Consider the following 20,207-nt stretch of genomic DNA (forward strand, 5'->3'; position numbering starts at 1 on the left):
CCCCAACACCCACATCGGCGACCCACGCACCGCACTCGGCCTCGACCACACCGACGTCGAGGTGCCCGGCGAGCTGGGCACGCTGCCCGCCTGGTTCGTGCCCGGGGCCCGGAGCACCTGGGTGATCGCCGTGCACGGCCTGGGCGCCACCCGCGAACACCCCATGAACGTCATGGGTTTCCTGCACCGCCACGGCTTCCCGGTGCTCGACCTCGCCTACCGCGGCGACGTCGGCGCACCCCGCCCGCCGGACGGTCTGAGTCACCTCGGGGAGACCGAGTGGCGCGACGTCGACGCGGCCATCCACCACGCGGTCCGGTTCGGCGCGGAGAAGGTCGTCCTGCACGGCTGGTCCACCGGCGCCACCATGGTGCTGCGCGCCGCCGTCCGCTCCGGGCTGCGCGACCGCGTCGCCGGGCTCGTCCTGGACTCGCCGGTCCTGGACTGGACGGCCACCCTGCGCGCCCTCGCCGCCGCCCGCCGCACCCCGGCCGCCCTGCTGCCCCTCGCCGTCCGCGCCGCCCAGGGACGCACGGGACTGGGTGGCGCGGCGGCGGTCGAACCGGCGCGCTTCCCGGTACCGGCACTGATCTTCCACGGCCCGGACGACGTCGTCGCCCCCTGGGAGGCCTCCCGTCGACTCGCCGCCCGCCATCCCGGCCGCGTCACCCTGAGCGCCGTACGCCAGGCCCCCCACGCCGCCATGTGGAACGCCGACCCGGCCCACTACGAGGAAACCCTGCGCCGCTTCCTGACACCGCTGATGTAGCGACCTTCCTGAAGTCCCGCCCCGCCCCCTCCTCCGGCGCCCCGCCGAGGGCCCCGAAGACAGGTACGCCCAGACAGGTACGTCACATTCCGCTTAGCGTCCGGCGGTGGCGCTCCCCGCCGCTGTCACGCCCCTGGGGAGCCCGTGCGTTGGCCACCCCTGTCGCCCGCTGTGACATTCCGTTTGGGTTTTCGGACCGTCAACCGGAAGACTGCCCCCGTGACGTCCCGTAATCCGCGCGACTCCAGGCTCCGACTCGTCAGCCCGCGAACCCTGGCCGCCGCTCCCCGAGCAGCAGTGACCCAGCGCCGCCGTCCGGCCCCCCGGCCCCCGGAGGGCACCCCGCCGCCCGCGGATCTGGCCCGGATGGCCCGCACCGTCCTGGCGGACGCGGCCCGTGTCGCCCGCTGGGCCGACGCCGCCCTGCGCCCCGGCCGCGAGGGCGCCGGCTCCGACGGCAAGGGCACCCTCTCCGACGCGACCGCCGAACGGGCCGCCGCCGACCTCGGGCTGACCCCGGATCAGGTCCGCCACGACTGGGACACGGCACGCCTGGCCGGTCTCGTCGAGGTGCACGGCGACAGCGCGCGCCCCGGCTGGCGGCTGCGCGCCTGGCACCGCGACGACAGTGCCGTACTGCGCGGCTGGGTGGCCCTCTTCGACGCCTGGTCCCTCGCCCACCCCGAGCCCGGGGTCCGCGAGCCCGCCGCCGTCGCCGAGGTCGTCTCGGCGATGCCGCAGGTGCTGTCGTTCCTCCAGCTCTCCGCCGGGCCCGTTCCCGTGGAGCAGCTCCTCGACCTCCTGGAGCAGAGAGTCACGGAGCTGCGCACCGAGCGCTGCGAGATCCCCTACGGCCCGCAGCCCGAGCCGGGTGCCGAGCCCGCGGAGGCCGGCGCGGAGGACACCCCGCTCGCCCCGCTCCTCGACTGGGCCCTGCGGGCCATCGCCTCCGTCGGCGCCCTCACCTACGGCGACGGGCAGGCCACGCTCACCCCGCTCGGCAGCTGGGCGGTGTGGGTGAAGCTGGAGCAGATCTGCGTCGCCGCGCAGAGCCCCGCCGGGAACATCGAGGTCTCCGCCGAGGACATGCTCCGCGGCTGCGCCCAGCTCCGCCCGAACGCGGCCCGCGCCGAGTACCGGGCCTGGCTCGCCGCGCGCACGGTCGGCGCCGCCGTCACCGAACTCATCGACGCCGCCCGCGGCGAGGACGCCCTCATCCGGGGCCTCGCCTTCGAGGCACTGCGCGTCGTCGGAGCCCCCGCCGAGCCCGATGTACGCACCGTCGCCGATGAGACACCACTGCGGCCCTACGCCCTGCTCTGGCTCGCCGAGCACGACGGCGCCGACCCCGAGGACGCCCACGAGGTGCTCACCCGCGAGGAGGCGACCTGGCTCTGGGTGGACACCGCGGCCGCCGTCGCCGACCACGGCGAGGCCCCGCTGCTCGTCCGGCACCTGGAGTCCGCCGTGCAGCCCACCGTCCCCGCGCTGCTCGACGAGGTCCGTGCGATCGGCCACCCCCGCACCGTCCAGGTGCTGGTCGCCCTCGCCGCAGCCCACCCCGACCCCGCCCTCGCCAAGGCCGTCCGCCGCGCCGCCTTCCAGGTCCACACCGGAGGCAGCTGAGCCGAGGCCGGGTCGGGATGGGCGGCGGCGAGACCGAAGTCGCCGAGCGGAGAACGGGGCGGAGGACGCTTGGCCAGGCCCGAACGACGGCTGCGCCGACGCCGGGGCCGACGTCCGCCGAGCGGAGGCCGCGCCCGGCCTCGGCTCAGCCGAGGTCGTCCGGGCCGGGCCGGACGCGGTTGATGCCGCCGGGTCCGGAGGCGGCCGAGACGCAGCGGAGCGCACGGCCCCCGCCCGGCCGGGCCGGGTGTCAGCCGCCCAGCTCGGGGGCGTACGTGCCGAAGCTCCACACGTTGCCCTCGATGTCCCGGGCCATGTAGTCCCGTGAGCCGTAGTCCTGGTCCGTCGGGGGCATGAGGATCTCCACCCCGTGCTCCACGGCCCGGCGGTGGTGGGCGTCCACGTCGTCCACCACGACGTACACCCCGGCGGGGCCCGCGCCCTTCATCGCCGCGTCGAAGGCGCTGCCGGTGCCCCGGGAGCCGAGCATCACCACACCGTCGCCCTGCGCCAGCTCGGCGTGGTGGACCGTGCCGTCCTCGCCCTCGTACACCGACAGCTCCGTGAAGCCCAGCCCCGCCGTGAGCTGCGCGACGGCCGCCTTCGCGTCCGTGTACAGCAGTGTCGGACAGATGCTGGGACGTCCCTCGCTCTTGCCCGCCATACCGATCACGACCTCTCTGTCGCCCGGAACGCACACCGCTGCCCAGTTTGGCACCCGGCACCGACAACGCCCCGCCGGGCGACGGCCGTCGGGCGGCGGCGACCGGGCGCGGGCGGTGACCGAGACCACGTGATCCCTTGGGACGCGGGCGGAAATCCGCTTGCTGCCCCCCGTTAGAATCGGCCCATGGCCATTCTCCTCGCGCATTAGACGGCGGGAACGTCCTCAGCCGCCCACCCGCCACCCCAAGTCCGCCCTGGAGTCTGTCCGTGATCTCCGCCTCCGGTATCGAGCTGCGCGCCGGTGCCCGCGTCCTCATCGAGTCCGCCACCTTCCGCGTCGCCAAGGGCGACCGCATCGGCCTGGTCGGCCGCAACGGCGCCGGCAAGACCACTCTCACCAAGGTCCTCGCCGGTGACGGCATCCCCGCCGCCGGCACCGTCACCCGCTCCGGCGAGGTCGGCTACCTCCCGCAGGACCCCCGCACCGGCGACCTCGACATCCTGGCCCGCGACCGCATCCTGTCCGCCCGCGGCCTCGACGTCCTGATCCGCAAGATGCGGGACAACGAGCAGCGCATCGCCAGTGGCAAGGGCTCCACCCGCGAGAAGGCCCTCAAGCAGTACGAGCGCCAGGAGACGGAGTTCCTCACCAAGGGCGGGTACGCCGCCGAGGCCGAGGCCGCCACCATCGCCGCCGCGCTCAACCTGCCCGACCGGGTGCTGGGCCAGCCCCTGCACACCCTCTCCGGCGGTCAGCGCCGCCGTATCGAGCTGGCCCGCATCCTGTTCTCCGACGCGGACACCCTGCTGCTCGACGAGCCGACCAACCACCTCGACGCCGACTCGATCGTCTGGCTGCGGGACTACCTCAAGAGCTACCGCGGCGGGTTCATCGTCATCAGCCACGACGTCGACCTGGTCGAGACCGTCGTGAACAAGGTGTTCTACCTGGACGCCAACCGAGCCCAGATCGACGTCTACAACATGGGCTGGAAGCTCTACCAGCAGCAGCGCGAGGCCGACGAGAAGCGCCGCAAGCGCGAGCGCGCCAACGCCGAGAAGAAGGCCGCCGCGCTGCACTCCCAGGCCGACAAGATGCGCGCGAAGGCCACCAAGACCGTCGCCGCGCAGAACATGGCCAAGCGGGCCGACAAGCTCCTCGCCGGCCTCGAAGCGGTGCGCATGCAGGACAAGGTCGCCAAGCTCCGCTTCCCCGAGCCCGCGCCCTGCGGCAAGACCCCGCTCACCGCCGAGGGCCTGTCGAAGTCGTACGGCTCGCTGGAGATCTTCACCGACGTCGACCTCGCCATCGACAAGGGCTCCCGCGTCGTCATCCTCGGCCTCAACGGCGCCGGGAAGACCACGCTGCTGCGTCTGCTCGGCGGCGTGGAGAAGCCCGACACCGGTGAGGTCATCGAGGGCCACGGCCTCAAGCTCGGGTACTACGCCCAGGAGCACGAGACCCTCGACCCGGACCGCACGGTCCTGGAGAACATGCGCTCCGCCGCCCCCGACATGGACCTCGTCGAGGTCCGCAAGGTGCTCGGCTCGTTCCTGTTCTCCGGCGACGACGTCGACAAGCCCGCCGGTGTCCTCTCCGGCGGCGAGAAGACCCGGCTCGCCCTCGCCACCCTGGTGGTGTCGTCGGCGAACGTCCTGCTGCTCGACGAGCCCACCAACAACCTCGACCCCGCCAGCCGCGAGGAGATCCTCGGGGCGCTGCGCACCTACAAGGGCGCGGTCGTCCTCGTCACCCACGACGAGGGCGCGGTGGAGGCGCTCCAGCCGGAGCGGATCATCCTCCTGCCGGACGGTGTCGAGGACCTGTGGGGTGCCGACTACGCCGACCTGGTGGCACTCGCCTGACCGGTCCATGGCGCCGAAGGTCCCGCCGAACCGTTGATCAACGGCCTATGGATCATTCGGCCCATCGGTGATCCATCATCTGTGTGAGATCTCCTCGTACCGAGGTGTGTCGTACACGAATCTCACGGCCGAGCCCCGCTGTGCGCAGGGCTCGGCCGTCGCGCGTCTCTGACCTGCCGCTTCGCGAGTCCACTCGTTCGGCCGTACGGACAAGCCCGTGCGGAATGACAGGTTCCACTCGTGGGGACGTGCTCCTGTCGTCACAAGCTTGTCCCACGGACCTTGCCGAATGGGTGGCCATCACGCGCCAGAGGGGTGATCATGAGGAGACCAGAGCGCACTTCCCATGAGGAGGACCGGGTGGCCGAGACTCTGAAGAAGGGCAGCCGGGTAACCGGCGCCGCGCGCGACAAGCTCGCGGCAGACCTGAAGAAGAAGTACGACTCCGGTGCGAGCATTCGGGCGCTGGCCGAGGAAACCGGCCGCTCGTATGGCTTCGTACACCGGATGCTCAGCGAGTCGGGCGTCACGCTTCGAGGGCGTGGCGGCGCGACGCGCGGTAAGAAGGCCGCGTCGGCCTGACGCCGGGCGGCCCATCGGCTTCGATGGTGGCCACCCGGTCGGTTGTCTGATCGGCCGGGTGGTTACTGTGCAGTCACTTAGCTCTGCTCTGCTGACCGCACCCATCGGAGGCGCCCCATGGCTTCGCTCGAACCGCTGCTCGACAAGGACGGCGTGCGGCTCACCGTCGACGACGCGATCGCCACGGTGACCCTGACCAACCCGGCCAAGCGCAACGCGCAGAGCCCCGCTCTGTGGCGGGCGCTCGCCGAGGCCGGGCGGTCGCTGCCGGGCTCCGTCCGGGTTGTCCTGCTGCGGGCCGAGGGAAAGTCGTTCTCCGCCGGGCTCAACCGGCAGATGTTCACGCCCGAGGGCATCGAGGGCGAACCGTCGTTCATCGACCTCGCGCGTCGTGACGACGCCGCGCTCGACGCGACCATCGCCGAATACCAGGAGGCGTTCACCTGGTGGCGGCGGAACGACATCGTGTCCGTCGCTGCCGTACAAGGGCATGCCGTGGGCGCGGGTTTCCAGCTCGCGCTCGCCTGTGACCTGCGCGTTGTCGCGGACGACGTGCAGTTCGCCATGCTCGAGACCAGCCTGGGCCTCGTGCCCGACCTCACCGGCACGCATCCGCTGGTGAGCCTCGTCGGCTACGGCCGCGCACTGGAGATCTGCCTCACCGGACGCTTTGTCCAGGCGGAGGAGGCCCAGCGCATCGGCTTGGCCAACCTCGCCGTGCCCGCCGACCAACTGGACGACGCGGTACGCGACCTGGTCGCCGCGCTCGTCGCCGCGCCGCGCGACGCGGTCGTCGAGACCAAGGCGCTGCTGCGCGGTGCCGACGGCCGGGACTACGAGGAGCAGCGCGCCGCGGAGCGGGCCGCCCAGGCCCGCCGCCTGCGGGACCTCGCCGGCGTCGCGGAGTAACGACGACACACGCGCCGTGGCGATGGCCGACTCGGCCACCGCGCGGGCGACTCACTCGACCGCCGTGACGAGGACCGCCACCGACGGGTGGTCGGGGAGTGCCTCGCCCACCCTCGCGCGGACCTCACGTGCGACGTCCACGGCCCGTCTGCCCTCCGTCACCGCCAGCTCGACGCGAACATGGCGGCGAGGCAGCGCGGGCCCCGTGTCGATGTGGACCGCGCGCCCCGGACCGCCGAGGGCGCCGGTCAGACGGCTCACCCCGGGAACGCCCAGAGCCGCGGCGGTCACCCGGGACTCCTCGCCGTCACCCGGCGGCACCGGCCGGGCGGGAGCGCGGTCACCGGACGGCACATCCGTCGCGGGCGCACCCTGCGCGGGCGGACCGCCGGGCTCGTCGGCCCCCAGCAGATCCGTCATCCGCAGATCGATCTCCGCCACCGCGAGACCCAGCCGTTCCGCCGCGGCCTCGGCGAGACCCGCCCGCAGTCGGGCCGCCGTCACGGGGAACGGCTCGGCCGGCGGTACCGCCGAGGCGAGGAAGTCCGCCGTGACCCGCAGGGGTCCCGGCGGGAGAGCGCTCGGAGGAGCCGGAACGGCCGGGGCCTGCGCACCGTCCGGCTCGGCGAGCGCGATCCGCAGGGTCCCGAGGCGTACCCCGCGCATCGAGGCCGTCGCGCGCCGCAGCACTGCTTCGACCGCCTCCTCCGTAATCCACGCGCCGTCGTGCGGGCCGCCCAGGGGGAGCACTCGGCCCAGGCCCAGTTGCTGTCGTACCGCGTTGGTCCAGCCGTCCGCCGTCATTCCTCCAGACTGCCGCATTACCGGCGCAAGGCTTGGTAACCCGACCTAATGTGGGCAAGGAGGACAACTGGAAGGAACGTGCGCCATGAGCGACATGACGGAGCGGAACCGGACGGAGGGCCCCGACACCACCAAGGACCCGGCCGCCGGACAGATCGGTGGCCGCAAGGCGGTCCGGCGCGGCGGCGGCGATCCGGCGACCCGGGGGCGCACGACCATCGCCGACGGCGTGGTCGAGAAGATCGCCGGGCTCGCGGCACGCGACGTACTCGGTGTGCACACCATGGGCAGCGGGCTGTCCCGGACCTTCGGCGCCGTCCGCGACCGGGTGCCCGGCGGTTCGAAAGCCGTCACCCGGGGCGTGAACGCCGAGGTCGGCGAGGTGCAGACCGCGCTGGACCTGGAGATCGTCGTCGACTACGGGGTGTCCATCTCCGACGTCACCCGCGCCGTGCGCGAGAACGTCATCGCCGCCGTCGAGCGGATGACGGGCCTGGAGGTCGTCGAGGTGAACATCGCCGTCAGCGACGTGAAGCTGCCGGAGGAAGAAGAGGAGGAGTCGGAGACCCGGCTGCAGTGACAGGAGCGCCCGACCCCCTAGGAGCACAGCATGAGTCTGGCCCTGATCGGCATGATCGCCGGGATAGCGCTGGCCTTCGCCGGATACTTCGGCGGATTCGGCGCCTTCCTGCTGGTGGCGGCGCTGGGCGCCGTCGGCTTCGTCGTCGGCCGGTTTCTGGAGGGGGACCTGGACCTCGGCGACCTCTTCCGTCCCCGTGACGACCGACGCCGATGACCCTCGCCGACAGCGGCCGCGCCACGGGGACGCGGTCCGTCGCGCCCGCGGAACGTGGCGCGACCCGCATCGCCGACCGCGTCGTCGCGAAGATCGCCGGCCAGGCGGCGCGCGAAGCACTGGGAGCACCGCCGCCGGACTCCGCGCCCCCCAACGCGACGGTCGTCGTCCATCGTGAGACCGCGCGCGTCCGCGTCGCCCTCGAACTCCCTTACCCCTCCGACATCGGTGGCCAATGCGCTGCGGTGCGTCGCCGTGTCATGGAGCGGGTAGGGACGTTGGCGGGAATGCACGTATCGGACGTGGCCGTCCAGGTCGAACGGCTGCACCTGGCGCACGCACACGACGCGGCACAGGGGAGGACGCGATGAGCGAACCCCAGAGCTCCGACGGCAGCACGCAACGCCTGCCCGTCATGGAGAAGACCGACGAGACACCCCCTGGGCAGGGGCCGGACGGGCCGGACCAGTCCGCGTCGGCCGCCGCCTACGACCCGCCGACCGCCGTCGAGGACGGGCACGGGGGCGAGCGGCGCTTCTGGTCCGCGCGCCGCGTCCCCGCCGGCATCCTCGCCCTGATCATCCTCGCGGGCGCGGGCCTCCTCCTGTACGACATCGCCGCCGTCCGCGCCGACCGGCCCGCCATGGCCTGGCGCCGCTCCCTGGCCAGGGAACTCGCCGAACGCCCCCTCGACGACGCCTGGGTGCTGACCGGCGCCGGGATCGCCGCCCTCCTCGGCCTCTGGCTGCTCGTGCTGGCCGCCACCCCCGGTCTGCGGGACGTGCTGCCGATGCGCCGCCTCGACCCCCACGTCCGGGCGGGCCTGCACCGGCCCGCCGCCGCGCTGGTGCTGCGCGACCGGGCCATGGAGGTGTCCGGAGTGCAGTCCGTACGGGTCCGCGTCGGCCGCAAGAGGGTCGACGTCCGCGCGGTGTCCCACTTCCGGGAACTCGACGAGGTCCGGGCCGACCTCGACGCCACGCTCGCCGACGGCATCCGGGGCCTGGGCCTCGCCCGGCCGCCCGCCCTGTCCGTGCATGTACGACGCCCCGGCCGGAAGGGGTGACACCATGCTGCGGACCGTGAACAGGGTGCTGCTCGGACTCGTCGGCCTGGTGCTCCTCGTGCTCGGAGGTGCCGTGCTCGCCGTCGGGCTCGGTCTGGAACCGCCCTCCTGGTGGATCCACGACGGGCGGCACGACGTGCTGCTCAGCCAGGCCGAACGCACCCGGTGGCGCGACGAGGGCTGGTGGTGGCCCACCGTCATCGCCGTGCTCGCCCTGCTGGTGCTGCTCGCCCTGTGGTGGCTGACCGCCGTACTGCGCCGCCACCGGCTCACCGAGGTCCTCGTCGACACCGGCGACGGCGAGGGCGCGCTGCTGCGGGGCCGCGCCCTGGAGGGAGTCCTGACCACGGAGGCCGCCCGGCTGGACGGCGTCGAACGGGCCCACGCCCATCTCACCGGCCGCCGCAACGCCCCCGAGGCCCGGCTCCGCGCCCGCCTCCAACCCCACGCGCACCCCGCCGACACCCTGCACCGCCTGACCACCGAGGCCGTGGCGCACGCCAGGGACTCGGCGGGCCTGGCGGCGCTGCCGGCGGAGGTCAGACTGCGCGGCGTCAAGCACCGAGCGGAACGCGTCAGCTGACGAACCGAAACCCCGACGAACCGGGAACCCCCGCCGAACCGAACCCGCGGCGAGGGTCAGAAGCCGTGGCGCATGCCGCCGTCGACCGGCAGCATGAGGCCCGTCAGATAGGACGCGGCCGGGGACAGCAGGAACGCCGCCGTCCGCCCGAACTCCTCCGGCCGCCCGTACCGCCGCAGCGGGATCCGCGACTCGTGCGCGGCGCGGGTGGCCTCCGGGTCGGCCGACATCCCGTCCAGCTCCCGCACCCGGTCCGTGTCGATCCGGGCCGGCAGCAGCCCCACGACCCGGATCCCGCGCGGCCCCAGCTCGTCGGAGAGCGACTTGGCGAAGCCGGCCAGACCCGGCCGCAGACCGTTGGAGATGGTCAGACCGGGGATCGGCTCGTGCACCGACCCGGACAGCACGAACCCGATGACACCGCCCTCGCCCAGCTCCGCGGCGGCGGCCCGCGCCAGCCGGACCGCGCCCAGGAACACCGACTCGAACGCGGCGGTCCACTGCTCGTCCGTGTTGTCCGCGACGAACCCGGGCGGGGGCCCGCCCACGCTGACGAGGACGCCGTCGAACCGCCCGAACCGCTCGCGGGCGACGGCGATGAGACGGCCGGCGGTCTCCGGGTCGGCGTTGTCGGCGGCCACCCCCACCGCGTTCGGCCCGAGCGCGGCCACCGCCTCGGCCACGCTCTCCTCCTCGCGGCCGGTCACGACCACCTTCGCGCCGTCGGCGACGAGTTCCCGCGCCGCCGCGTTGCCCAGCCCGCGGGTCGCGCCGGTGACGATGTAGACACGGTCCTTCAGCCCAAGATCCATGGCCCTATCCTGCCTCGTCGCCGTCGAACAGGGCGAGGGCGGTGCCCACCAGACCGACATGGCTGAACGCCTGCGGGAAGTTCCCCAGCTGGCGGCCCGCGACGGGGTCGTACTCCTCGGCGAGCAGCCCCACGTCGTTGGTGAGCCCCAGCAGCCGCTCGAACAGCTCGCGGGCCTCCTTCGTGCGGCCGGTCAGATGCAGGGCGTCGGCGAGCCAGAACGAACACACGAGGAAGGTGCCCTCGCTGCCCGGCAGCCCGTCCACGGACGCCGTCGAGGAGAGATGGTCGGCGCTGTAGCGGTGTACGAACCCGTCGTGGCTCAGCTCCTCACGGATCGCGTCGACGGTGCCGACGACCCGGGGGTCGTCCGGCGGCAGGAAGCCCATCCGGGGGATGAGCAGCAGCGACGCGTCGAGTTCGCGGGAGCCGTACGACTGGGTGAACGTATTGCGTTCGGGGTCGTAGCCGCGGGCGCAGACCTCGCGGTGGATCTCGTCCCGCAGCGCGCGCCAGCCGTCGAGGTCGCCGGACAGCTCCGGGTCGTCCTCCAGGGTGCGCACCGCACGGTCGGCGGCCGCCCAGGACATCACCTTGGAGTGCGTGAAGTGCCGGCGCGGCCCGCGCACCTCCCACAGCCCCTCGTCGGGTTCGCGCCACACCGACCGCAGGTACTCCATCAGGGCGCACTGCATCCGCCACATCTGGGGCTTCGCGGGCAGACCCGAACTCCGGGACAGGGTAAGGGAGTCCATGACCTCGCCGTACACGTCGAGCTGCCTCTGCCGGATGGCGTCGTTGCCGATGCGGACGGGGCGGGAGTTCTCGTAGCCGGCCAGCCACGGCAGTTCGTACTCGGGCAGGCGCCGCTCACCGGCCAGGCCGTACATGATCCGCAGGTCGGCCGGGTCGCCGGCGACGGCGCGCAGCAGCCAGTCACGCCAGGCCTCGGCCTCCTGCTGGTAGCCGCAGGCGAGCAGGGCGCCGAGGGTGAGGGTGGAGTCGCGCAGCCAGCAGTGGCGGTAGTCCCAGTTGCGCACCCCGCCGATCTCCTCGGGGAGCGAGGTGGTGGCGGCCGCGACGATCCCGCCGGTGGGTTCGTAGGTGAGGGCCTTGAGGGTGATCAGGGAGCGGACCACCTCGTCCCGGTACGGCCCGTCGTAGCGGCAGTGCGCCGCCCAGGCCCGCCAGTCGTGCACGCTCATGCGCAGCGACTCGTACGGGTCGACCAGGCGGGGGCGCGGCTCGTGCGAGGGGTGCCAGGTGAGGACGAACGCGACCTTCTCGCCCGGTTCCACGGTGAACTCGGCGTAGGTGGCGCGGTCCTCGCTCCAGGTGCGCACCTCGGGCTCGCTGCGCAGCCAGACCGAGTCCGGGCCCGCGACCGCCACCCGGTGGCCGTCGGACCGGCGCATCCAGGGGACGGCGGAGCCGTAGTCGAAGCGGAGGCGGATCGTGGAGCGGACGGTCACCCGGCCCGCCAGGCCCTCGACGACGCGGACGACGTCGGGGGCGCGGTCGCGCTGCGGCATCAGGTCGGTCACGCGGACCGCGCCGTCGTCGGTCTCCCACTCGGTGTCCAGGACCAGCGTGTCCTTGCGGTACGCGCGGCGTGTACAGGTCCCGGCGCCGGTCGGCGCGATCCGCCAGTGACCGTTCTCCTCGGTGCCGAGCAGCGCGGCGAAGCAGGCCGCCGAGTCGAACCGGGGCAGGCACAGCCAGTCGATCGAGCCCCGGTTGCTCACCAGGGCGGCCGTCTGGTGGTCACCGATCAGCGCGTAGTCCTCTATTCGGGGGTGCACGGAACCCGGGTTCCCTGAGCCGGGGATGATCAGTCCCACGGAATGCAATGCGGCAAGCCGGGCGCCCGGTGCTGTCGCCGCCCCCCGCGGTCAGCCCGGCCCGGTGCCCGCCGTCGTGCCGCCCACCCCCGAGAAGATCACGCCGGGGCTCGACGGGGTCTGGTTGAGGACCCAGAGGCCGATCAGCGTGGCCAGCGCGAACACGACCATGATCAGTACGGCGAGGACGAGCCGGCGGCGGCGTTCGCGGCGGAGCCAGTCGCCGCGGGCCGTGCGGTAGGCGTCGGGGGCCGCGTGGACGCCGCCCGCGAGCGCGGCGAGCGCCTGCTCCAGTTCCCGCTCGGTGCGGTCCCGGCCGGTGTCGTTGCCGGTGGTGTCGTTCATCGCCGGGCCTCCATCGCCTGGGTCAGGGCGGCGAGGCCGCGTGCGGTGTGGGTCTTGACCGAGCCGCAGGAGATCCCCATCGCGGCGGCGATCTCGCTCTCCTTCAGCCCCAGCCAGTGGCGCAGCACGAGCGCCTCCCGCTGCCGGGCGGGCAGCTGCTGGAGCGCGCCGATCAGCACCCGCTGGTCGTCGTGGAGCAGGGCCGTGCTCTCGGCGGAGGCGACCGCCTCGTCCGGCGGGGTCTCCGTGTGCCTGCGGACGACCTGGAGGTGCCGTATCCGCATCCGGGTGAGGTTGCAGACCGTGGAGCGCAGATACGCCTCGGCCGCCTCGGCGTCCTTCAGGCGCCGCCACTTGCGGTAGATCTGGTAGTACGCCTCGGCGACCACGTTCTCGGGGTCGTCGGCGCCCAGCAGGACCGCGAGCCGCAGCATCGAGGAGTAGTGCAGCTCGAACAGCCGGGCGACACCGGCCTCGCGCTCCACATCGACCGGGTCGCTCGCGGCGGGAGCGAGGGGCTCGCCCGGACACGCCGGCCGCGGCACCAACGGTTCGACGGCCGCCGGGGGCCGTACGCCGCCTCCCCGCGGCCCGTCGGCGGGGGCCGCCGGCGGGGGCACCGGCACGCGTATGTGCTGTCTGCGTCTCACGGGTTGCTCGCTCCCGTCTCGGGGCGCCGCCTGACGGTCAGGCGGGACGGTAGGTCGGTCGCGTCGGCGCCGCGCGGGACGCCGAGCCGTTCGAGGACCGCGGTGGCGGCCACCGCCACGGTCAGGTTCACCAGGAGGGCGAGCAGACCGGCGTAGATCTCCAGCGAGCCGCCGCCCAGCAGCACGATCGAGGAGAACCCCTCCCGCACCACCAGGAACGTGCCGGTCACCATGCCGACGGCCCACCCGGCGAGCAGCGCCCGGGGATGCAGCCGCCCGGTGAAGAGGCCGACCGCCACCGCAGGGAAGATCTGCAGGATCCACACCCCGCCCAGCAGCTGGAGGTTGATGGCGTCCTGGTCGCGCAGCCCGAACACGAACGCCACCGCCCCCACCTTCGCGGTCAGCGACACCGCCTTGGCGATCCGCACCTGCCGCTTCGGTGTGGCGGTGGGCTGGAAGTACTCCACGTACACATTGCGGACGAAGCCGGTGGCGGCCGCGATCGACATCACCGCCGCCGGGACCAGCGCGCCCACGGTGATCGCCCCGAACACCAGCCCGGCCAGCGGCCCCGGCATCAGCCGGTCCACCAGCATCGGGACGGCCGCCTCGGCGCCGCCCTCCGGTGCCCGCACCCCGGTCGCGAGCGCCGCGATCCCGAGGAAGCCGAAGAGGGCGAGCAGCCCGGTCCAGGCGGGGAGGGCCACCGTGACCTTGCGGACGGTGCGCGGGCCGTCGGCGGCGAACCCGGCGGTCAGGACGTGCGGGTACATCAGCAGGGCGAGCGCCGAGCCCAGCGCGAGCGTGGCGTAGGCGGGCTGCTGCTCGGGGGAGAGGAGCAGGGCCGGTCCGCCGAGCCGCTCCGCCGCCCCGTCGAAGACCGGGCCCGGACCGCCGAACCGGCGCAGGACCAGCCAGCACACGGCGGTCAGCGACACGAAGACGGCCACCGCCTTCAGCGCCGAGATCACGGCGGGCGCCCGCAGCCCGTGCCGGTACGTCGCCACGGCGAGCCCCGCGAACAGCGCCACCATCACCAGATCGCCGGCCGCGCCCTTCGGGTAGACGCCCCCGGCCGTCAGCACCGCGCGGATGCCGAGCAGTTGCAGCGCCAGGTACGGCATCGTCGCGAGGATCCCGGTCAGCGCCACCACCAGCGCGAGGGGTGCCGAACCGTACCGGCCGCGCACGAAGTCCCCCGCCGTCACATAGCCGTGGCGTCGGGCCACCTCCCACAGCCGGGTCAGCAGCACGAAGGCCAGCGGGCAGACGATCACCGTGTACGGCACCGCGAAGAACGCGGGCGCCCCGTTGCCGTAAGCCAGCCCTGGCACGGCGGTGAAGGTGTACGCCGTGAAGACGGTGCCGCCGAGCAGCAGCCAGGTCCACACCGGGCCGAGGGAGCGGTCGGCCAGCGCCCAGCCCTCCAGGGACGGCAGCCGGTCGGTGGGGCGCAGCCGGCGCGCGGTCACGGCGAGCAGCGACGCTCCGCCGATCACGGCGAGGAACGTCGCGGTCATGGCAGCGTCCGCCATGGTTCACCGTCCTTGGTGTGCCTGGCCCCGCACCGTCCCGAGGTGCCGCGCCGCCTTTGGCGCGCCGGGGGCCTTCACGCGGTAGTTGCGTGGACCGCCGCTTCGGTTGACCGGTGACCGGAGGAAATTTCGCGGAATCTCGTGGAAATTCGCTGTCAACCGATCCGAGCGGGTGGGCAACTCTTGCACAGACCCACAGGAAGCGGGAGAGGAGCACAGGTCATGCCACGGACCGGTCACCACCGGCTACGGCGCGTCGCGATCGCCGTACTGCTCCTCGCGCCCGCCGCGGGCCTGCTGTGGGTCCCCTGGTACGCCGGTGCCGAGCCGCGACTGGCCGGGACGCCGTTCTTCTACTGGTACCAGCTCGCCTGGGTGCCGGGATGCGGCCTCTGCCTGCTCGCCGCGTACGCGCTGACGGAACGACAGCGAGACGGACAACGGGACCGGCACCGGGCCCGGCGTCGGTACCACCCTCGCTGAGCCGCACCCTCTTCCCTCCGTCTCTCTCTTCTCCCCCCTTCTCCCCGCACTCCCGTTGAGGTCAGGAGCCGCCATGCCCACATCAGCCATGCCCGAATCCGGCCGTACCGCGCCGGAAAAGCCCCGGATGTCACCGAGATCCCTCGCGATCTGGATCACCGTCGCCCTCGTCGGCGCCCTCGGCTGGGCCGTGCTCGCCCTGTCCCGGGGCGAGGAGATCTCCGCCGTCTGGCTGGTCGTGGCGGCCCTCGGCTCGTACGCGATCGCCTACCGCTTCTACTCCCGGTTCATCGCCCGCCGGGTCCTCCAGGTCGACGACACCCGCGCCACCCCCGCCGAACGGCTGGAGGACGGCGTCGACTACCACCCCACCGACAAGCGGGTGCTGTTCGGCCACCACTTCGCGGCCATCGCGGGTGCCGGTCCGCTGGTCGGTCCCGTCCTCGCCGCGCAGATGGGCTATCTGCCGGGCACCATCTGGATCATCGCGGGCGTCATCTTCGCCGGCGCCGTCCAGGACATGATCGTCCTGTTCCTCTCCATGCGCCGGGACGGCAAGAGCCTCGGCCAGATGGCCCGTGACGAGATCGGCACGGTGGGCGGAGCCGCCGCGCTGATCGGTGTCTTCGCCATCATGATCATCCTGCTCGCCGTGCTCGCGATGGTCGTCGTCAACGCCCTCGCCGAGTCCGCGTGGGGCACCTTCTCGGTCACCATGACCATCCCCATCGCCCTCTTCATGGGCTTCTACCTGCGCTACCTGCGCCCCGGCCGGGTCGTCGAGACCAGCTTCCTCGGCGTGGCCCTTCTCCTGCTCGCCATCCTCGGCGGCGGCTGGATCCAGGACTCCTCCCTCGCCGAGTACTTCGTCTGGAGCCCCGAGACCCTGGTGTTCTGCCTGGTCGGCTACGGCTTCGTCGCCTCCGTGCTCCCCGTGTGGATGCTGCTCGCGCCCCGCGACTACCTCTCCACCTTCATGAAGGTCGGCACCATCGCCCTGATGGCCGTCGGCGTGGTCATCGCCGCCCCGAACCTCCGCGCCGAATCGGTCACCGAGTTCGCCCACACCGGCGCCGGACCGGTCTTCGCCGGCTCCCTCTTCCCGTTCCTCTTCATCACCATCGCCTGCGGCGCCCTCTCCGGCTTCCACGCCCTGGTCTCCTCCGGCACCACCCCGAAGCTGATCCGCAAGGAGTCCCAGGTCCGGCTCATCGGCTACGGCTCGATGCTCACGGAGTCCTTCGTCGCCGTCATGGCCCTGATCGCCGCGTGCGTCCTGGAGCCCGGCCTCTTCTACGCCATGAACTCCCCGGCCGCGCTGCTCGGCCCGACCGTCGACACCGCCGCCGAGGCGGTCAAGAACCTCGGCTTCACCATCACCCCGGAGCAGCTCACCGCGGCGGCGAAGGCCGTCGAGGAGGAGACCCTCGTCGGCCGCTCCGGCGGCGCGCCCACCCTGGCCGTCGGTATGTCGGAGATCTTCGCCGGGGTCTTCGGCGGCGCCGGGATGAAGGCGTTCTGGTACCACTTCGCGATCATGTTCGAGGCGCTGTTCATCCTCACCACCGTGGACGCCGGCACCCGCGTGGGCCGGTTCATGCTCCAGGACATGCTCGGCAACGTCTGGAAGCCGATCGGCCGGGTCACCTGGAAGCCGGGCATCTGGATCACCAGCGCCCTCGTCGTCGGCGCCTGGGGCTACTTCCTTTACGCCGGTGTCACTGACCCCCTCGGCGGCATCAAGCAGCTGTTCCCGCTGTTCGGCATCGCCAACCAGCTGCTGGCCGCGGTCGCCCTCGCCGTCACCACGACCGTCCTGATCAAGTCGGGCAAGCTCCGCTGGGCCTGGGTCACCGGCATCCCGCTGGCCTGGGACGTGGCGGTCACCTTCACCGCCGGCTGGCAGAAGATCTTCTCCGACAACCCGGCGATCGGCTTCTTCGCCCTGCGCGACAAGTACGCGGCTGCCATCGACAGGGGCGAGCTCCTGCCCGGCGCCACGACCATGGACGACATGCACACCATCGTCCTCAACAACACGGTCGACGGCGTGATCATGGCGATCTTCCTCCTCCTCGTCCTCACGGTCCTCGTCAACTGCGCGGTGGTCTGCGTCCGCGCCGTACGCTCCCCGTCCCCACTCCCGACGACCGAGGCGCCCTACGTCGAGTCCCGCATCGACGACCTGCCCGAGCGGACCGACGACGACCTGGTGGGGGCCCGCCGATGACGGCCCCGAACATCCGCCACTGGGCACGGACCGTGCGCTGGTACCTCCGGGAACTGATGGGGGAGGCCGAGTACGACCGCTACTGCGAACGGCACCGCCACCGGCACGCCGGGGCGCCGGCCCCGACCCGCAGGGAGTACGACGCGCTGCGGCACCGCCGCCGGGAGGAGCGACCGGAGGGCCGCTGCTGCTGACGCACTACTGGGTGCGTGTTCGGTGCGGGGTGCCGGGTGCCGGGTGCGGGTGGGGGAGTGGCTGGGCGCGGGGCGCAGCCCCGGCGGTTTTTAGGGGCGCGGGGAACTGCGCGAACAACCCCCACTCACCCGCACCCGTCGACGAACCCGCGCGCCCCCCTTGCCTAACCGAGTGGAGCGGCGAGGCGAGGCCGGGCGAGGCGCGGCTAGGCCGGAGAGGGCGTCGTCTGCTTCTCCTCGTCGTCCGCCTGCTCGGCGGTGGCCGTGGCCGCGGCCGCCTCACGATCGCGGCGTTCACGGCGGGCAAGGATGACGTAGCCGACGGGAACGGCCGCGGCGAAGAGCCACCACTGGAGGGCGTACGCGTAGTTCAGCGCGGCGTTCTCGTCGCCGGGGCTGCCGAGGGGTTCCGGGGTGTCGCCCTTCGGCTTTGGCGCCGTCTGCGCGACGTAGCCGCCGAGCACCCGGGCACCGAGGCGCTTCGCCTCCTGCCCGCTGTTGATCAGCATGATCTGCCGGTCGGGCAGCCCCTTGAGGTCCTTGATCCCGCTGGCCTCGGTCGTCTCGTCGGGCATCAGCCGCCCGGTGACGGTGACCTCACCGGCGGGAGGCGCGGGGATCTTGGGGAACGCGGTCTGGCTGGGCCCGTCCGCGGGGATCCAGCCGCGGTTGACGAGCAGGACCTTGCCGTCGTCGAGGACGAACGGCGTCAGGACGTGGAAGCCGACCTCGTCGTCGGCGTTGGTGCGGCGGCGGACGACGACCTCGTCGTCGGTGTCGAACCGGCCCCGCGCGGTCACCGTCCGGTAGCGCTCGGAGCTGGTGACCGTGTGCCCGGGGGACGTCAGCCGCTCCACGGGTACCGGCTTCGCGGCCAGCGCGTCGGCGACGAGCTGGTTCCGCGCGGAGCGCTCCTCGTACCGATGCATCTGCCAGAAGCCCAGCCTGACCATCGTCGGGATCAGGACGAGCGCGAGCAGCGTGAGGATCACCCACTGCCGGGACAACAGGAAGCGGTACACCCCACGACCGTACAACTCGGTCGTGGGGCGTGTTCGGGCGGGTACACGCTCGGGCCGGCCGGGCACGGCCTCGGGGGTCGGGGCGGCCGTCGCCCGGCGGGACGGCTCAGACCTTGTCGACGATCCCCACCCTCCCCTCGGCCCGCGCGCAATGGGCGCCGCAGTACCAGTGGCCCTCGACCTCGACGCCCTGGCCGATGATCTGCACCCGGCAGTGCTCGCAGATCGGGGCCATCCGGTGGATCGCGCAGGCGAAACAGTCGAAGACGTGCACCGCGCCCTGCGCGTGCACCTCGAAGGTCATGCCGTAGTCGTTTCCGCAGACTTCGCAACGTGCCATGCGCCACAGGGTGCGGCGCCGACGCGGCACGGGCGAGCGGACGGCGGGCGAGTCGCCCGCCAATCACCCGTACGCCCGTCTCACCCCTCGGCGGCGGGCTCCACGTCCCGCAGCAGCTGCCCGAACGCCGCCTCGTCGATCACGGGCGTCCCGTACTGCCGTGCCTTGACCGTCTTGGACGTGCCCGAGTCGGGGTCGTTGGTGACGAGCAGACTCGTCACCCGCGACAGGCTCGTCGCCACATGCAGACCCGCCTCCACCGCACGGTCCTCCAGCAGCTCCCGCTCGACCGAGGTGTCCCCCGAGAACGCGACCCGCATGCCCTGCTTGAGAGGTTTGCCCTCTTCGTACCGGCCGGGGTTGGGGTACGGGCACGGGGGCCGCTTGCGCGAGGGCCGCCAACTGCCCGCCCGGTACCCGCCGGAGGAGTAGCCGCCGGACGCCTGCCGTCCGATCGTCGGGGAGGCGGACCACTCGGTCAGGGGCCGGCACTCCAGCAGCGGCAACCGCACGCCCCGGCTCGCGGCGGCGTGCAGACTGGGCCGGAACGCCTCCGCCAGCACCCGCGCGTCGTCCAGCGCGTGGTGGGCGCGCTGCTGTACGACGCCGAAGTGCGCCGCGAGCGACTCCAGCTTGTGGTTGGGCAGCGGCAGCTCCAACTCCTTCGACAGCGCGATCGTGCACAGCCGCTGGCGCACCGGAGCCTCGGTCTCGGCGCGCGCGTACTCCCGCGCGAGCATCGACCAGTCGAACACCGCGTTGTGCGCGACGAGTACGCGGTCCGCGAGCCGCGAGGACAATTCCTCGGCGATCTCCCGGAACAGCGGCGCCCCTTCGAGCACGTCGCTCGTCAGTCCGTGGATCCACACCGGTCCCGGATCGCGCTCCGGGTTGACCAGCGTGTACCAGTGGTCCTCGACCTCGCCGCGCGCGTCCAGTCTGTACACAGCCGCGGAGATTATCCGGTCGTCCCGGGCGAGCCCGGTCGTCTCCACGTCAACAACCGCGTATCCCTGCGGATACGCGACCGGCCAGGGAGCCTGCGACGCCGCGGTCGAAAGGTCATCAAGCATGGTCCCTGAGGAT

23 protein-coding genes are annotated in these 20,207 nt (G+C 72.8%); 13 read left to right on the forward strand and 10 right to left on the reverse strand.

What is annotated here, in order from left to right; genetic code table 11:
* Both M8J73_RS22520 and M8J73_RS22525 read left to right on the forward strand, forming a co-directional pair.
* Positions 1–769 (forward strand): alpha/beta hydrolase family protein (locus tag M8J73_RS22520; RefSeq protein WP_249828983.1); only part of this gene is annotated, 769 nt, incomplete at its 5' end.
* A 219-nt stretch (positions 770–988) separates the two neighbouring features.
* Entirely contained in the window at positions 989–2,395 is a 1,407-nt protein-coding gene (locus tag M8J73_RS22525; protein WP_249828984.1) for a hypothetical protein, read from the forward strand.
* Between the two features lie 250 nt (positions 2,396–2,645).
* Here M8J73_RS22525 and M8J73_RS22530 read toward each other — a convergent pair whose 3' ends face one another.
* Positions 2,646–3,059, reverse strand: a complete 414-nt coding sequence (locus M8J73_RS22530; protein ID WP_099968682.1) for a VOC family protein — start codon at positions 3,057–3,059, stop codon at positions 2,646–2,648.
* Positions 3,060–3,328: 269 nt separating this feature from the next.
* On the opposite strand from M8J73_RS22530, the gene M8J73_RS22535 reads away from it, so the two are divergent.
* From M8J73_RS22535 to M8J73_RS22545, 3 genes are all read left to right on the forward strand, one after another.
* Complete coding sequence (locus M8J73_RS22535; RefSeq protein WP_055540855.1) at positions 3,329–4,927, forward strand: ABC-F family ATP-binding cassette domain-containing protein; 1,599 nt, start codon at positions 3,329–3,331, stop codon at positions 4,925–4,927.
* Between the two features lie 360 nt (positions 4,928–5,287).
* Positions 5,288–5,509 (forward strand): helix-turn-helix domain-containing protein, encoded by a 222-nt coding sequence (locus M8J73_RS22540; protein WP_006123601.1) that lies wholly within the window; start codon positions 5,288–5,290, stop codon positions 5,507–5,509.
* A gap of 117 nt (positions 5,510–5,626) precedes the next feature.
* Positions 5,627–6,418, forward strand: a complete 792-nt coding sequence (locus M8J73_RS22545; protein WP_055540854.1) for an enoyl-CoA hydratase/isomerase family protein — start codon at positions 5,627–5,629, stop codon at positions 6,416–6,418.
* Between the two features lie 51 nt (positions 6,419–6,469).
* Here the strand turns inward: M8J73_RS22545 and M8J73_RS22550 are convergent, their stop codons facing one another.
* On the reverse strand, positions 6,470–7,222 hold the full coding sequence (locus M8J73_RS22550) for a hypothetical protein (RefSeq protein ID WP_055540853.1): 753 nt from the start codon (positions 7,220–7,222) through the stop codon (positions 6,470–6,472).
* 85 nt (positions 7,223–7,307) lie between these two features.
* Here M8J73_RS22550 and M8J73_RS22555 point away from each other — a divergent pair, with 85 nt between their 5' ends.
* The 5 genes from M8J73_RS22555 to amaP are packed head-to-tail and all read left to right on the forward strand — an operon-like array spanning position 7,308 to position 9,667.
* The gene (locus M8J73_RS22555; protein WP_055540852.1) at positions 7,308–7,802 is read left to right on the forward strand and encodes an Asp23/Gls24 family envelope stress response protein; all 495 of its coding nucleotides are present in this window, start codon (positions 7,308–7,310) and stop codon (positions 7,800–7,802) included.
* A 30-nt stretch (positions 7,803–7,832) separates the two neighbouring features.
* Positions 7,833–8,018, forward strand: a complete 186-nt coding sequence (locus M8J73_RS22560) for a hypothetical protein (protein WP_055540851.1) — start codon at positions 7,833–7,835, stop codon at positions 8,016–8,018.
* Complete coding sequence (locus M8J73_RS22565) at positions 8,015–8,389, forward strand: Asp23/Gls24 family envelope stress response protein (RefSeq protein WP_055540850.1); 375 nt, start codon at positions 8,015–8,017, stop codon at positions 8,387–8,389. Before M8J73_RS22560 ends, M8J73_RS22565 begins: the two co-directional genes overlap by 4 nt.
* Entirely contained in the window at positions 8,386–9,084 is a 699-nt protein-coding gene (locus M8J73_RS22570) for a DUF6286 domain-containing protein (protein ID WP_055540849.1), read from the forward strand. Before M8J73_RS22565 ends, M8J73_RS22570 begins: the two co-directional genes overlap by 4 nt.
* Positions 9,085–9,088: 4 nt before the next feature.
* Positions 9,089–9,667: an alkaline shock response membrane anchor protein AmaP gene (amaP, locus tag M8J73_RS22575; RefSeq protein ID WP_249828985.1), complete on the forward strand. Its 579-nt coding sequence runs from the start codon at positions 9,089–9,091 to the stop codon at positions 9,665–9,667.
* 56 nt (positions 9,668–9,723) lie between these two features.
* On the opposite strand, the gene M8J73_RS22580 is transcribed toward amaP, so the two are convergent.
* The 5 genes from M8J73_RS22580 to M8J73_RS22600 all read right to left on the reverse strand — a co-directional run bounded on the left by M8J73_RS22580 (position 9,724) and on the right by M8J73_RS22600 (position 14,852).
* A complete protein-coding gene (locus M8J73_RS22580) occupies positions 9,724–10,479 on the reverse strand; it encodes an SDR family oxidoreductase (RefSeq protein WP_055543054.1) in 756 nt (251 codons plus the stop codon).
* 4 nt (positions 10,480–10,483) lie between these two features.
* Entirely contained in the window at positions 10,484–12,280 is a 1,797-nt protein-coding gene (locus tag M8J73_RS22585; RefSeq protein ID WP_249828986.1) for a glycoside hydrolase family 15 protein, read from the reverse strand.
* A gap of 90 nt (positions 12,281–12,370) precedes the next feature.
* Positions 12,371–12,664 carry a hypothetical protein gene (locus M8J73_RS22590; protein ID WP_249828987.1) on the reverse strand — a complete coding sequence of 98 codons (294 nt, stop codon included), beginning with the start codon at positions 12,662–12,664 and terminating at the stop codon, positions 12,371–12,373.
* Positions 12,661–13,314, reverse strand: coding sequence for a SigE family RNA polymerase sigma factor (locus M8J73_RS22595; protein WP_372503994.1), 654 nt, complete (start codon positions 13,312–13,314; stop codon positions 12,661–12,663). The genes M8J73_RS22590 and M8J73_RS22595 overlap by 4 nt, the downstream gene beginning before the upstream one ends.
* Complete coding sequence (locus M8J73_RS22600) at positions 13,311–14,852, reverse strand: sodium:solute symporter family protein (RefSeq protein WP_055542308.1); 1,542 nt, start codon at positions 14,850–14,852, stop codon at positions 13,311–13,313. The genes M8J73_RS22595 and M8J73_RS22600 overlap by 4 nt, the downstream gene beginning before the upstream one ends.
* A 222-nt stretch (positions 14,853–15,074) precedes the next feature.
* Here M8J73_RS22600 and M8J73_RS22605 point away from each other — a divergent pair, with 222 nt between their 5' ends.
* The 3 genes from M8J73_RS22605 (at position 15,075) to M8J73_RS22615 (ending at position 17,759) form a co-directional block, all read left to right on the forward strand.
* Positions 15,075–15,335, forward strand: coding sequence for a DUF3311 domain-containing protein (locus M8J73_RS22605; protein ID WP_055542309.1), 261 nt, complete (start codon positions 15,075–15,077; stop codon positions 15,333–15,335).
* A 73-nt stretch (positions 15,336–15,408) separates the two neighbouring features.
* Positions 15,409–17,565: a carbon starvation CstA family protein gene (locus M8J73_RS22610; protein WP_055542310.1), complete on the forward strand. Its 2,157-nt coding sequence runs from the start codon at positions 15,409–15,411 to the stop codon at positions 17,563–17,565.
* A complete protein-coding gene (locus M8J73_RS22615; protein ID WP_055542311.1) occupies positions 17,562–17,759 on the forward strand; it encodes a CstA-like transporter-associated (seleno)protein in 198 nt (65 codons plus the stop codon). Before M8J73_RS22610 ends, M8J73_RS22615 begins: the two co-directional genes overlap by 4 nt.
* Positions 17,760–17,965: 206 nt before the next feature.
* Here M8J73_RS22615 and M8J73_RS22620 read toward each other — a convergent pair whose 3' ends face one another.
* From M8J73_RS22620 to M8J73_RS22630, 3 genes are all read right to left on the reverse strand, one after another.
* Positions 17,966–18,781, reverse strand: coding sequence for an SURF1 family cytochrome oxidase biogenesis protein (locus M8J73_RS22620; RefSeq protein WP_249828988.1), 816 nt, complete (start codon positions 18,779–18,781; stop codon positions 17,966–17,968).
* A gap of 106 nt (positions 18,782–18,887) precedes the next feature.
* On the reverse strand, positions 18,888–19,121 hold the full coding sequence (locus tag M8J73_RS22625) for a metallothionein (RefSeq protein WP_079049939.1): 234 nt from the start codon (positions 19,119–19,121) through the stop codon (positions 18,888–18,890).
* A gap of 80 nt (positions 19,122–19,201) precedes the next feature.
* Positions 19,202–20,194 carry a DEDDh family exonuclease gene (locus M8J73_RS22630; RefSeq protein ID WP_055542432.1) on the reverse strand — a complete coding sequence of 331 codons (993 nt, stop codon included), beginning with the start codon at positions 20,192–20,194 and terminating at the stop codon, positions 19,202–19,204.
* Positions 20,195–20,207 lie beyond the last annotated feature (13 nt).

Origin of the sequence: Streptomyces neyagawaensis (genome assembly GCF_023516595.1) — a bacterium.
Lineage (GTDB): Bacteria > Actinomycetota > Actinomycetes > Streptomycetales > Streptomycetaceae > Streptomyces > Streptomyces neyagawaensis.